The sequence below is a fragment of the Zhongshania aliphaticivorans genome, assembly GCF_902705875.1.
Taxonomy (GTDB): domain Bacteria; phylum Pseudomonadota; class Gammaproteobacteria; order Pseudomonadales; family Spongiibacteraceae; genus Spongiibacter; species Spongiibacter aliphaticivorans_A.
Genome location: NZ_CACSIK010000001.1, coordinates 1,411,200 through 1,424,653 on the forward strand (window position 1 = coordinate 1,411,200; position 13,454 = coordinate 1,424,653).

The 13,454-nt window shown below is 44.6% G+C and carries 12 protein-coding genes; 9 read left to right on the forward strand and 3 right to left on the reverse strand.

Annotation, left to right across the window (positions count from 1 at the left end; all coding sequences use genetic code 11):
- Complete coding sequence (recO, locus tag AELLOGFF_RS06420; protein WP_159267896.1) at positions 1 to 738, forward strand: DNA repair protein RecO; 738 nt, start codon at positions 1 to 3, stop codon at positions 736 to 738.
- A 30-nt stretch (positions 739 to 768) separates the two neighbouring features.
- Here recO and AELLOGFF_RS06425 read toward each other — a convergent pair whose 3' ends face one another.
- Positions 769 to 3,408 carry an ATP-binding protein gene (locus tag AELLOGFF_RS06425; RefSeq protein ID WP_327785475.1) on the reverse strand — a complete coding sequence of 880 codons (2,640 nt, stop codon included), beginning with the start codon at positions 3,406 to 3,408 and terminating at the stop codon, positions 769 to 771.
- Positions 3,409 to 3,585: 177 nt separating this feature from the next.
- Between AELLOGFF_RS06425 and cysM the strand changes: the two genes are divergently transcribed.
- The 3 genes from cysM to mazG are packed head-to-tail and all read left to right on the forward strand — an operon-like array spanning position 3,586 to position 7,591.
- Positions 3,586 to 4,488 carry a cysteine synthase CysM gene (gene cysM, locus AELLOGFF_RS06430; RefSeq protein ID WP_159267898.1) on the forward strand — a complete coding sequence of 301 codons (903 nt, stop codon included), beginning with the start codon at positions 3,586 to 3,588 and terminating at the stop codon, positions 4,486 to 4,488.
- Between the two features lie 51 nt (positions 4,489 to 4,539).
- Positions 4,540 to 6,780 carry a GTP diphosphokinase gene (relA, locus tag AELLOGFF_RS06435; RefSeq protein ID WP_159267899.1) on the forward strand — a complete coding sequence of 747 codons (2,241 nt, stop codon included), beginning with the start codon at positions 4,540 to 4,542 and terminating at the stop codon, positions 6,778 to 6,780.
- Positions 6,781 to 6,802: 22 nt separating this feature from the next.
- Positions 6,803 to 7,591: a nucleoside triphosphate pyrophosphohydrolase gene (gene mazG / locus AELLOGFF_RS06440; protein ID WP_268818561.1), complete on the forward strand. Its 789-nt coding sequence runs from the start codon at positions 6,803 to 6,805 to the stop codon at positions 7,589 to 7,591.
- Between the two features lie 36 nt (positions 7,592 to 7,627).
- Here mazG and AELLOGFF_RS06445 read toward each other — a convergent pair whose 3' ends face one another.
- Positions 7,628 to 7,960: a type 1 pili tip component gene (locus AELLOGFF_RS06445; protein ID WP_159267901.1), complete on the reverse strand. Its 333-nt coding sequence runs from the start codon at positions 7,958 to 7,960 to the stop codon at positions 7,628 to 7,630.
- Between the two features lie 414 nt (positions 7,961 to 8,374).
- On the opposite strand from AELLOGFF_RS06445, the gene adk reads away from it, so the two are divergent.
- The 3 genes from adk to AELLOGFF_RS06460 all read left to right on the forward strand — a co-directional run bounded on the left by adk (position 8,375) and on the right by AELLOGFF_RS06460 (position 11,146).
- Positions 8,375 to 9,022: an adenylate kinase gene (adk, locus tag AELLOGFF_RS06450; RefSeq protein WP_159267902.1), complete on the forward strand. Its 648-nt coding sequence runs from the start codon at positions 8,375 to 8,377 to the stop codon at positions 9,020 to 9,022.
- A 104-nt stretch (positions 9,023 to 9,126) separates the two neighbouring features.
- A complete protein-coding gene (gene hemH / locus AELLOGFF_RS06455; RefSeq protein ID WP_159267903.1) occupies positions 9,127 to 10,125 on the forward strand; it encodes a ferrochelatase in 999 nt (332 codons plus the stop codon).
- A 109-nt stretch (positions 10,126 to 10,234) separates the two neighbouring features.
- The gene (locus tag AELLOGFF_RS06460) at positions 10,235 to 11,146 is read left to right on the forward strand and encodes a histone H1-like repetitive region-containing protein (RefSeq protein ID WP_200842616.1); all 912 of its coding nucleotides are present in this window, start codon (positions 10,235 to 10,237) and stop codon (positions 11,144 to 11,146) included.
- 62 nt (positions 11,147 to 11,208) lie between these two features.
- Here AELLOGFF_RS06460 and mobA read toward each other — a convergent pair whose 3' ends face one another.
- On the reverse strand, positions 11,209 to 11,787 hold the full coding sequence (gene mobA, locus AELLOGFF_RS06465; RefSeq protein ID WP_159267904.1) for a molybdenum cofactor guanylyltransferase MobA: 579 nt from the start codon (positions 11,785 to 11,787) through the stop codon (positions 11,209 to 11,211).
- A gap of 138 nt (positions 11,788 to 11,925) precedes the next feature.
- Between mobA and tsaB the strand changes: the two genes are divergently transcribed.
- Together tsaB and AELLOGFF_RS06475 are read left to right on the forward strand one after the other, a co-directional pair.
- Positions 11,926 to 12,609: a tRNA (adenosine(37)-N6)-threonylcarbamoyltransferase complex dimerization subunit type 1 TsaB gene (tsaB, locus tag AELLOGFF_RS06470; protein ID WP_159267905.1), complete on the forward strand. Its 684-nt coding sequence runs from the start codon at positions 11,926 to 11,928 to the stop codon at positions 12,607 to 12,609.
- 25 nt (positions 12,610 to 12,634) lie between these two features.
- The gene (locus tag AELLOGFF_RS06475) at positions 12,635 to 13,435 is read left to right on the forward strand and encodes an undecaprenyl-diphosphate phosphatase (RefSeq protein WP_159267906.1); all 801 of its coding nucleotides are present in this window, start codon (positions 12,635 to 12,637) and stop codon (positions 13,433 to 13,435) included.
- The last annotated feature ends 19 nt before the right edge of the window (positions 13,436 to 13,454 follow it).

The following is a 13,454-nucleotide window of genomic DNA, read 5'->3' on the forward strand; positions in this document are numbered from 1 at the left end:
ATGAATAGGGTTGATGGCGCGCCTTGTTTTGTCCTGCACCTTAGACCTTATCGCGACACTAGCGCATTAGTCGATTTTTTCAGCTTAGATCATGGCCGGTTTACCTGTGTAGTTAAGGGCTTAAGGGGGGCTGGGCGTTCGCGGCAGCAGTGGCGAGCAGCATTGCAAATATTTAATTTGGTTGCTGTAAGTTGGCAGGGGCGTGGGGAACTCAAGTCGCTATTGAGTGTGCAGCATCAACAGAGTTATTCCTTGACTGGTCGGGCGCTCTTTTGTGGATTTTATATTAATGAGTTATTAGAGCGTTTGTTATATCGCCATGATCCCCATCCTGATGTGTTTTTGCATTATACCCACTGTTTAGATCAGCTTGCCCTCAATGCACCGCTAGAGCCAGTTCTACGGCGATTTGAATTTAATTTATTAGCGTCTTTAGGTTACGCTGTTAATATCGCCACGTGTGCGAATAGTCATGAACCAGTAAAGCCAGATGCTTATTATCGATTTGACATTGGTGAAGGTTTTTTTCCTGTTCTTGAAAATGCGCCTGGCTTGGTGTTATCAGGTGAGGCTATTTTACGCTTGGCTGAGGAAAAATTTGATGGCGAAGTTTTAGTGGTCGCAAAAAAATTAAGCCGTCAGGTTTTGGGTGTCCTGCTGGGTGATAAACCTTTGCAGAGTAGAGCCTTATTCGCTACAGGGGCAATATCAAACAAACCTAGTGGAGCTGCTGAATAGTAGTTACGCTCTGAGCTCACGCCTAGGCGCTTAAGTTTCAAAGACAATATCTAAATCGTGTTCATCTCGCCATGCCAATAGGGCGTCAATGGCATTGATGAGCGCGTCAATCTCCGTCTCGCTATCTAGTTTTTTATTTAAGCTTTGCTCTAGCTCCAATACCCGCCTTTTTAAAGCGGGTGTGCCTGTATAGCAGCAAGCGCCTTTTAGTGTGTGATTTAGGGTAGCGACTTCGGTGAGGTTGGCTGTTTGGAACGCCAAAATGATATCTTTGCGGTTTTTCGGCAGTGTATTTAACAGCATACTTAGCATCTCTGAAGCAAGCTTTGGTCTATGTTTGGTTAGGCGCAAACATTCGGCGATATCGACAGGTCTTTCGTCATACTCATCCCTTTGCTCTAGATTCAAATGGTGACTGAGTAAGGTGGCTAGCTGTGGTTCCGAAATTGGCTTGCTGAAATAGTCATTGATACCCGCGTTTCGCAATTGCGATGGGTTATCGGGGGACAAGTACGCCGATAAGGCAATGATTGGTGTGTTGATATTTAGGCCATCGCTACGTATTTGCTTACTGGTTTCTATGCCATCCATGTGTGGCATTTGTATGTCCATAAAAATAAGGTCAAAGTGCTTTTCACGGCACTGCTGTAAGGCTTCCGCTCCATTCTGTGCAAAAAAAGTGCTTATCGACATATCCGTAAGAAAATTGCCCAAAATGTGCAAATTTGATGGATTATCGTCAACCACTAAAATTGCTGTGTTTGGAAATTTGGCCGTTTCAGGGCTAGTAAGTGAATGGTGTTGCAAGCCTTTGTGGAGAGCGTCAAATAATTTAACGTGCGCCACTGGTTTGCTTAGGTAGATATGCTCATTGTCACTGCTATGTTGCTCTGTATAGGGCGTGATAATGATTGCTGGATGGTGGATGTCGGTAAGTAAATTGCTGAGTTCTGTTGCTCCATCACTGCAGATAACGTAATAGTCCGCGGTTGGTAATTCGCTAATATTAGTGGTGTGGTGTACGTCTAAGCCCCAGTTTGAAAACAGCGAGCTTAGTGTTTGCGTACTAAGCTCGCTTCGATCGTAAAGTGCAAGCGACTTTCCTTTCAGCGCACTGAAATCTCTGAGGCTGATGGCGCTATTGCTAATCGTGAGTGTTAGCGTGAACCAAAAGGTAGCGCCTTGCCCTGGACTGCTATCGATACCAATATCGCCGCCCATTTGCTCAATAATACCCTTAACAATGACAAGCCCAAGACCTGTTCCGCCATATTGGCGCGTGATAGAAGCGTCTGCTTGGCTAAAATCTTTAAATATGACTTGCTGTTGCTCTCTAGAGAGGCCTATTCCCGTGTCGCTGATTTGAAAGGTGATTTTTACTTCTTGCTCGTTGATGATCTTGCTTAAAATAGAAACTTTTATATGACCTGCCGCAGTAAATTTAATGGCGTTACTGATTAAATTGGTCAGAATTTGTTTTAAGCGAAGCCCATCTGTAATAACTGCATCTGGGGTGTCATGTTCGATCACCAAGCCAAATTCAAGATTGTTTTCTGAGGCACTGGGCGCGAGGAGTTGTAATGTGTCTTCTACCGTCTCACGGAGATTGACGGGAGAGTTATCTAAAACGAGTTTGCCTGCCTCTAGTTTAGAAAAGTCCAGAATGTCGTTGATGATGGTTAAAAGGTTATTTGCCGAATTGTGAATGGTTTCAACGGCGTCACGCTGTCTAATTTCTAGTTCGGATTTTAATAGGATTTTACTAAAACCGATTATGCCACTGAGCGGGGTTCGAATTTCATGGCTGGTATTGGCCAGGAATTCAGATTTTATGCGGCTGGCGTTGACGGCCTCTCGTCTTGCTAAGTCGAGCTCAATATTTTGTACTTCAACAGTTTCAAGGGTTTCCCTTAAATCGATATTCGTTTGCTCAATACTACGTTGAAGTTCTTGTAACTCTTTTTTGTGGGCATTATTTAGTTGGTTTAGCTCTTCAGCTAATTCATTAAACTCATTGTTTTCTGGAATATGAGCGTGAAAGTTTCTAGAGCCAGTGGCCATCCTTCGGATGGTCAAGCGAAGAGTGGAGAGATCTGTGGCAAGTGATTGATTAATATAGCTTGTGAGGCTAACGCACATAAAAAAAGCGAAAACAAAAAATATCGTCCCCATGAACAGCGTCTGGTATTGCTGCGTTTTAAGGTGTCGCCAATCGTATTGTATGACAACCCAGCCGATCACGTGTGTGTTGGTCTGTATATTGTGCGGTGATGCCATCACCGGTTGGATAATAAGAAGACCGTCATCTAAAAATTGATACTGTGGCTTGTGATCATTGCTAGGGATTGTGACCACTGAAACCTTAGACTTTGGACCTGCTTGGCTAATTAGCTGCAAGTCAGCAGAATATATGGCAATGGCCTTGACGGCAGATTCTTCTAAAGCCGTGGTTGTAATGTGAGCAAGAGTATCTTGATGATCATCTGCTAGAAGGTGCTCGGCGAGTATGGCTAGTTGTTCGCTAGAGGTTTTGGCACGCTCCGTCATGAGTTTGCGCAGTTCATTAACCTGGCTGAATATAAGGTAAGTACTAAGGGCCAAAGATAAGGTCAGTATAGGTAATAGACCCATAACTAGTATTAGTTTTCGTATTCCCAATCTCGCGCGCATTGGTCGATGGAGCCTTTTTGTGTTGCGGTGGTATTATCATGACCGAAAATCGTGGCCGCTGCCATGTGATTACTAGGTAGTTGCGTATGAACACAGGAAAAGTTCTGCCACTATTTTTGCTGCCAGTAGTGTTAAAATGCAGCGGTGATAGTTAATGATAAGGTTCAGGCTGTATTTATGAATGACTTTCCGACCATTGATCAGTTTATTGGTAACACGCCACTGGTACGCTTACAGCGATTAGGGCAGGGGACAAACACCATATTGGTCAAGCTAGAGGGCAATAACCCCGCTGGATCTGTGAAAGATCGTCCCGCTATGAGTATGATTGTGCGGGCGGAACAACGAGGTGATATAACCCCAGGGGATACCTTGATTGAGGCCACCAGTGGTAACACTGGAATAGCACTGGCCATGGCGGCGGCTATTAAAGGCTATAAAATGATTTTGATTATGCCTGATCATATGAGCGCCGAACGAAAATTAGCGATGGCGGCCTATGGGGCAGAATTAATTGAGGTTTCTCAGCAATCAGGCATGGAAGGTGCTAGAGATTTAGCGCTAGCAATGCAGAAAGATGGCAAGGGTAAAGTACTTGACCAGTTTGCTAATAATGATAATCCTCGTGCGCATTACGAGGGAACAGGGCCGGAAATTTGGCAGCAAACCGGCGGGCGTATTACTCACTTTGTTAGCTCAATGGGGACCACGGGCACCATAATGGGGGTGTCAAAATATTTGAAAGAGCAAAATTCAAATATTGAAATTGTCGGTTTACAGCCTGATGGCTGTTCAAGTATTCCAGGTATTCGGCGCTGGCCAGAAGCGTATTTGCCTAGTATTTATGATGCTGAACATGTTGATAGAGTCATCGATATGGATCAGCGAAGTGCGGAAAATACTATGCGTGCACTGGCAGCTCAGGAAGGTATTTTTTGTGGAGTATCGTCGGGGGGCGCGGTTGCTGGAGCGCTTCGTATAAGTGAAGAGTTAGATAATGCGGTGATAGTTGCGATTATTTGTGATCGCGGCGATCGTTATTTATCAACTGGCGTGTTCGACTCTGCACTCACAACGTGATTCGGGTAATAGGCATGGATTTTAAGGTGTTTACCGCAGTGGGAAGTATAGATGGTTAAGGTAAGGGAAGACTTTCCGCTGCTAGATAATGGCAATGTCGATATTACAGCATGGATTGCGCGGTTACCGGTAGACCGGCAAATAATCCACACGGTAGATTTACAGCGCGCATTTGAATTGGCTGAATTTTGTGCGGCAAAACAAGTGCCGAACATTTTTGATCAAAGTGACGCTCTCAGTAGTTTTTACACGGCTTTAGAGATGGTTGAGATCTTGGCAGATCTACATCTTGATCAGGATAGCCTTATCGCCGCGACGTTATTCCGTGCGGTGCGGGAAAATCGTTTAACGCTAGCGGAGCTTGAACAGCAGTTCGGGCAGTCGGTTGCCAAGCTTGTTGATGGCGTATTGGGCATGGCGGCGATTTCAAAGGTGAATGCCGAGCTTGATGCGCCTGTGTTAGGGCAATCAGAAGCGCAGAGTGAAACCATTCGTAAGATGCTAGTTGCCCTCGTCGATGATGTGCGGGTGGCCTTAATTAAGCTGGCGGAGCGTACTTCCGCCATTAGATCAGTTAAGAACAAACCAGATAAACGCTATCGAGTAGCTCGAGAGGTTGCCGATATCTATGCCCCCTTGGCGCACCGCTTGGGAATCGGGCATATTAAGTGGGAGCTTGAAGATCTCTCGTTTCGCTATTTGCAGCCATTAGCCTATAAGAAAATAGCTAAATTATTAGATGAAAAACGTCTTGATCGGCAACACTATATTGAAGATGCAATAGAGGTGCTTGATAAGGCGCTAAAAGCGGACAATATCCAGGCTGATATTGCCGGTCGAGCAAAGCATATTTACAGTATTTGGCGGAAAATGCAGAGAAAGGGTATTGGCTTTTCTCAAGTCTATGATATTCGTGCATTACGGGTGTTAGTTCCCGATGCTAAATCTTGCTACGCCGCACTGGGCTTGGTCCATGGCTTGTGGCGAAATATTCCAAATGAATTTGACGATTATATCGCCAACCCAAAAGAGAATGGTTACCGCTCCTTGCATACCGCTGTGATCGGGCCTGACGGTAAAGTCTTGGAGATTCAAATCCGTACCCGAGCAATGCATGACGAAGCTGAGTTTGGGGTCTGCTCGCACTGGATGTATAAGGGAACTGATCGCGGAGGCAAGAACAATAACAATAGTTACGATGAAAAAATTGCATGGTTACGCCAAGTGCTTGATTGGCATGAAGAAAGTGGAAGCAGCAGTGATGTAGCTGAGCAATTTACCCGAGCACAAGATCGCGTTTATGTGTTTACACCTGATGGCCATGTAGTGAACTTGCAGAATGGTGCAACGCCGCTGGATTTTGCTTACCATATTCATACAGAGGTCGGAAATTGTTGTCGTGGTGCAAAGGTAAATGGGCGAATCGTACCGCTTACTTACACGCTTAAAACGGGTGAGCGCGTCGAAATTCTTACCGGAAAAGAAAGTGAACCTCGGCGAGATTGGTTGCAGAGTAACCTTGGTTATTTAAAAACATCACGCGCACGTACAAAAGTCCAGCATTGGTTTAGGCTGCAGGCTAAAGAAGATAATATTACCGCTGGCCGTGCATTGTTAGATAAAGAATTTAAGCGGCTGGCATTAAACAGCATTGACTATAAATATCTTGCCGATCAGATGCATTGCGCGAGTGTTGACGACATGTACGCCTCAGTGGGTGCCGGCGAAATTAGCATGTTTCAGCTGGTTAGGGCGGCAAATAATATTGCTGGTCGCGATGATGATAACGGACAGTCAATACTGCGCTTACGTCCGGCTAGTGTTAAAAGCAATGATGGTAGCCAAGTCCGCATCAGTGGCGTTGGCAACTTAATGACTTACTTTGCGCGCTGCTGTAAGCCGCTACCTGGTGAAGCTATTTCTGGCTACATCACTGTTGGTCGTGGTGTAAGTGTGCATCGCCAAGATTGTAATAAATTATTACAGCTGCAAAGCGTGGAGCCGCAACGTATTATCGCGGTAGATTGGGCCGATGCCCAAGTTGATACTTACCCAGTTGATATTGAGCTACAAGCCTATGACCGCCAAGGCTTACTTCGAGATATTACTCTTCAACTTGCCACAGAGAAAGTGAATGTGGTGTCGTTAAATACGGTTACAGACACAGCAAATCATATGGCTACCATGAGTATTAGGCTAGAAATACGTGACCTTGCAACACTCTCTGATGTATTAAGTAGGCTAAATGGTCTGCCTAATGTGGTTAGTGTGAAGCGAATTCGGGAGAGCTAAGTTGGGATATAGCATCACTGATTTGCAATATCTGATGAGCCGGTTGAGAGACCCCGAAACAGGGTGCCCATGGGATTTAAAGCAGACGCCAAAAAGTGTTATTCCCTATACGCTTGAAGAGGTCTACGAGCTTGTAGATGCCATAGAGCAAGATGACCCTGCCCAAGTTAGGCAAGAGTTGGGTGATGTATTATTTCAAGTGATTTTTTATAGCCAGCTGGCTTCTGAGCAAGATACCTTCCGTTTTTCAGACGTCGTTAATGATATTGTCGAAAAATTAGTACGACGACATCCTCATGTTTTTCCCGATGGCACTTTGGAATCGCGTCGAGATGTGACGGCACCCGATGAAGCTGACATTAAGGCACGCTGGGAAGATATTAAGAAAAAAGAACGGGCGCAGAAGTCACAATACAGTGTATTGGATGATATTCCGCTAGCATTGCCTGCACTGACAAGAGCGACCAAGTTGCAGAAAAGAGCGGCAGGTATGGGCTTCGACTGGACTGAGCTAAAGGAGGTTGTCTGCGCACTGCGAGAGGAGCTTCTTGAGCTGGAGGAGGCTATTCACACGGGTGAGCGCACCTCTATTGCTGATGAAATGGGAGATGTGTTGTTTTCTGCGGTGAATCTTAGTCGACATTTGGGCTTAGATGCAGAGACTACAGCTCGCCATGCTTGTGCCAAGTTCGAACGACGGTTTAAATTCGTGGAGCAGCGGTGTACTGACATGAATGTGTCGGAGAAAAGTGAAGACGCAACTCGTCAAATGGCGTTGTTTTGGAATGAGGCCAAGGCGACAGGGCTATAACTTAATTACAACTAGGCCGAGAATTGTAAGGTGCTATTATTCCTTATTCTCGGAATAGCGACTCAAGTGTTTCTCTATAAGTAATAGATAGCGCGGTGTAGGGCCTATATCTTCGTAAATCGGGTCCCCTTGGTCATCAATAGACAAAACCTTCGACCCTTGTTGGTAGGGCATCACGCTTTCCATTTCTTCAAGCGCTGCGCTAAGTAGGTCCGTAATAAGCTCTTCAAGGGTTCGGCGAGGATAGAGTTCAGTTAATGCTTGCAGACGAGCAGCATCTTTAATTGAAAGGTGCACATTGTAACTCTCACTTGTCTGAGTGTCGCTGGCGGTTTCTTCCCAAAAAGATAGTAATTCTCGCACTTTCATTGTTCGCTTCCTGTTCTCTTGGCTGGTTATAGAGAATATTCACTCACTAATAAATGATACATAGCAATAAGCAATGTTTGCTAGTGTTTTTGATCAGAATGCTAGTAGTGAATTGGTGATAATCGATCTTTTAGCCAGCCAATTAATAACCGCCTTGATGCCGCGGTCTGTAAATTTGTGTCTTATCAGTCATTGATGTATTTTTGTCTAAATATTGCCGTTTTAGCGAGTAATTGCGGTTATTAGAGTAATAAATGGCGTTGATTTTTCTCGTTTAACGACCATACCTTGGCGTACTCATACGGTGTAAGTCTTGTATGGCAGGTCATTGCTGTGTATCGTTATGCGCTTTTGCTGCAGCGGCCCCTACGCTGCAGGCTATGATTTCGTAACCTATTTGGGGAGTTTCCCGCTATGCGCGTTATATTATTAGGGCCACCTGGGGCAGGTAAGGGCACTCAGGCTCAGTTTATCTCTGAAAAATTTGCTATTCCGCAAATCTCTACGGGTGATATGTTGCGGGCAGCTGTTAAAGCAGGCTCGCCGCTTGGTTTGCAAGTTAAGGAAGTAATGGCTTCTGGTGGTCTGGTTTCAGATGAAACGATAATAGGCTTAGTTAAAGAGCGTATTACTGAGGATGACTGCAAAAACGGCTTTTTATTTGACGGTTTTCCTCGGACCATTCCTCAGGCCGAAGCGCTGATCAATGCCGGGGTAATTATTGATAACGTCGTCGAGATTGCTGTCGAAGACGAAGACATTGTTACTCGTATGAGTGGGCGTCGCACCCATGAAGGTTCTGGCCGCACCTACCATATTGTATATAATCCACCCAAAAATGAGGGTGTTGATGACCTGACAGGTGAAAAATTGATTCAGCGCGAGGACGACAAAGAAGAGACCGTCCGCAATCGTTTGAATGTTTACCATGAGCAAACTAAACCTCTTGTGTCATTTTATGGCAGCTTAGAAGGTGAGCATGCACCAAAGTACTCCCGTATTGAGGGTGTTGGTAGTGTGTCAGAGATTACTCGTCGAGTGTTCGAAGCGCTCGATTCGTAGTTGCTCATTTGTATTTAAAAGGCACCTTCGGGTGCCTTTTTTGTTTTAATTAATCGAATATCACTCATAATCCGTATATTGATAAATACGTTAGTAGAGTTGAAATGAAAACAACTGGCATCATTTTTATAAATTTAGGCACACCGCAAGCACCAAATTCTGGGGCGGTGAGAAAATTTTTACGTGAGTTTTTGTCTGATCGCCGAGTCGTGGAGGTTCCGCGCGTTATTTGGATGTTGATACTTTATTTGATCATTTTACCGTTTCGATCACCTCGAGTAGCGCGAAATTATAAACAGATTTGGATGAACGACACTTCACCTTTGCGCTATTTTTCACAACGCCTAGTTGACGGAGTCTCACTTAAGTTTAGTGATTCTTACCCTGATGCAAAAATTCATACGCGTTTGGCAATGACTTACGGCGATGTCAGTATTTCATCTGCTATTAATGAGCTTTTGGAAAGCGGGTGTGAACGTCTGTTTTTTATACCGCTATACCCACAATATTCGGCCACGACAACGGCGGCAGCGCATGATCAAATTTGTCATTATTTCTCCCAATGTCGAGATATACCTGAGTGGGCTTGGTTAAAAAGTTACTATGATCACCCCAGTTATATTGCTGCGTTGTCAAAAACCGTGAGGCAGCACTGGTCAGACAATGGGCGTGCTGAATTACTGTTAATGTCTTTTCACGGAATACCAAAACGGAATGTTGATTTGGGCGATCCATATCAACTTCATTGTCAAAAAACGGCAGAAGCTTTGGCTTTAGATTTAGGTTTGAATGAAAAGCAATGGATGCTGACGTATCAGTCACGTCTGGGTAAAGCGGAATGGTTACAACCTTACACGGATAAATCAGTCATCAATCTTGCTACTAACGGCACTAAAACATTAGATGTTATTTGCCCCGCATTTGCTGTTGAGTGTTTAGAAACGCTTGAAGAAATAGACGGTGAGGCCAACGAATTTTTTATAGAAAATGGTGGTAATGCCTTCCGTTACATTCCTTGTTTAAACGACAGTGAAGAACATCAAAATCTGTTGTTTTCACTTTGTAAGCCATTTTTAGAAGAAAAAAACGTAAATTTTCGATAAATATTAAGAAAAAGTCGTTAATTAAAAGACTTTTTTTTGCGTTGGTTATTTTATGTGCTATTTTTACACCCATTAATACCAGCATCGTAATCGTCAAGGAGAATAACTGATGCCAGCTAGCAAGACCAGTGTAAAAAAAGCGCCTACAAAACGTAAGCCTCGTGCCAAAAATGTGATTTTAACAAACCCAATTGTGACTAAAGCGGAAGCGGGTTTGCAAAAAGTTGAGGCCATGGTGGCGAACGAGCGTAAAGCGCTTGCAGCTGCAAAAGCAAAAGTGGATGCAGCTCGTGCAAAAGCCAAAAAAACTGCACGTGCCGCTGATAAAAATGCGGTAAAACGTGCCGCTGCTGCTGCAGAAAAATTGAACGCTAAGCTTAAAGTAAGTCGCGCCAAGGTAGCTGATACCAAAGCTGCTGTCGCCAATGCAAAAGCTTTGGCCAGAATTAAGGCATCTGAAACAGCTGTAAAACAAAAGATAGAGGAGCGTTCTGCTGCTCTAGCTAGTAAGGCAGAGGCAGATGTAGAGAAAGCTGTTAAATTATTTGAACAGCGTTTTAAGAAAAAGCGTTTAGCCGCTAATAAACTTAAGTTGGCTGCGATTGAGAAAAAGTTGCTTGCTAAGCATAAGCAGGCAGTAAAACAACTTGGTGCAAAAATTAGTGACCCGAAACTAGCAGCGGCTGCGAAAGTTAGTGCAGCGGCACCTGCCACTAAAAAAGCAGTTGCTAAAAAGGCAGTTGCTAAAAAAGTGGTAGCTAAGAAAACGGCAGTAAAAAAAGCGCCCGCGAAAAAAGCCGCAGCTAAAAAAGTTGTGGCTGAAAAGGCAGTTGCTAAAAAGGTTGTAGCTAAAAAGGCGGTTGCTAAAAAAGCCCCTGCTAAAAAAGCCGCAGCTAAAAAAGCGGTAGCAAAAAAGACTGTCGCTAAAAAGGCAGTTGCTAAAAAAGCGCCTGCTAAGAAAGTAGCTGCTACACCTGAAGTGGCGGCTTCTCCTGCTGAGGCACCAAAGTCAGAGTCTTAAGCAGCGCTTGAGCTTTGTTAAAAAGGAGGCGAAAGCCTCCTTTTTTATTTCTTAGCTGTAATTCATAGTTCGGCGTTACTATTGACATTTTTGAATGCGAGTTGCTGGCCATGTAGGTTCGCCTCTACATAGTTGTTTTGCTTATACCAGCGATGTACTTGTCGATTACCTGATGATAAGTATTCGTTTAAAGAGAAAAGTAAATTTGTTCGTATTAGGGCAAACAAATATTGTTTGCGCTCACCGTCATCCACATAACAAATATCGGCATTGCTGGCATTTAGTGTAGTAATTAAATGTAACAAGATGTTCTTCGGTGCAAGTGGCGTGTCACAGGGGATAACCATGATATAAGGCGTGGTTGTGCGCTGCATGGCGGCATGAATCCCAGCCAAGGGTCCCTGAAACAGCTCGCCGCTATCCTGTACAGTTTCGCCGTAATCTTGATAATTAGCGATATTTCGGTTACAGCTAATTAGCGTGTGAGCAATGTCGCTTGGGATGGTTTCCAGTGCGTATTCTATGAGCGGTCGTTGATTCCACGTTATTAATCCTTTATCACGCCCCTGCATGCGGCGTCCTTCACCCCCCGCTAAGATAACTGCGGTCACATCCTCTGCTTGGATATTATTTCTTGCCATGAAAACTCCGGGTTACTGGCGTCTACATTGAGTCAATTGTCTTTCAGGAGACAAGTCCTCTGAACTCAAAGTAGCGCATTATGCTATGATTCTGCCGGGTTAATAAATACATTCTGAAACTGCTCTACGGCTGAATTAATGACAAGTTTACTCGCGATTGAAGCTTCAACCGAAGCATGTTCTGTAGCTTTATTTCATCAAGGTCATATTCGTGAAGACTTTCGCCTTTTACCCCGTGCCCATACACGCTATTTATTGCCCATGGTTGATCAAATTTTAACCGAGGCGGGAATAAGCCTTAGTAGTGTGGATGCTATCGGGTTTTCAGCGGGGCCAGGTTCATTTACGGGCCTGAGAGTCTGTGCTGGGGTTGTTCAGGGACTTGCTTTTGCGGCTGATCTACCTGTGGTTGCTGTGTCAACATTACAGGCATTAGCGCAAGGCTGGGGAGAGCAAATATCACTGCGTAATGGCGATATATTATTGCCGGCGATAGACGCAAGGATGGATGAGGTATATTGGGGGCGATATTGTTACCGCGATGGATTTTGTGAGGAGGTGGAACCAGACAGTTTACGATCGCCCGAAACTATTTGTATTACTGAGAGCACTGGCCGGGTGTTTGGCTTGGGTAACGGTTGGGTTTATGAGCCAAGATTTGACATTGAATCAACGCTAAACAACATAGTTATTGATGTTCACCCTCGAGCACAATCGATATTAAAACTTGCTGTACGTGATTATGAACGCGGTAATTACATTGCGGCAGAGCAAGCTCAACCTGTTTATTTACGCGATAGTGTCGCGTGGCAAAAAACGTAAATTACTTTCTAGGACGTTAATGATAATGGATTCTTTTCGTGCGGTCATTCTTGCGGCCATTCAAGGGTTAACAGAGTTTCTTCCCGTGTCTAGCTCGGGGCATCTTGTTTTGCCTCAGACACTTTTTGGCTGGGAAGACCAAGGGTTGGCATTTGATGTCGCAGTACATGTGGGCTCTCTGCTTGCCGTACTGTGGTACTTCCGCCTTGAGGTGCGGGCTATATTGGGAGATTGGTTTGCAAGTTTAGTCTCTCGTAAACACACAGAAAATAGCCGTCTTGGCTGGATGGTCATTGTAGCAACGATACCTGCGGTATTAGCAGGGCTTATTTTTAATGACTTTATTGAGCTTCACCTTCGCTCCGGCTATGTATTAGCAACCACTACTCTGGTATTTGGGGTGTTATTAGGGCTTGTTGATCGATACGCAAAACATGGAAAACAACTTGCCGATATCACGTTACGTTTTGCAATCATTATTGGTCTAGCACAGGCAGTAGCACTGATTCCCGGTACATCACGGTCGGGTATTACGATTACTGCAGCATTGATGTTGGGGCTGAATCGTAGCGACTCTGCACGTTTTTCCTTTCTGCTCTCTATGCCTATTATCGCAGCAGCCGGTTCTTACAAATTACTTGAGTTAATTGAAGGAAGCGATCCGGTTGCGTGGAATTTCTTGGCCATTGGTGCTGTAGTTTCAGCGGTGACGGCTTACACATGTATCCGCCTGTTTATGAGTTGGGTTGAGCGTATGGGAATGATGCCATTTGCGATATACAGAGTGCTTTTAGCGGCGGTGTTATTTTGGGTTTTAGCGTCCTAAGATAGTGTTTGAGGTGCTT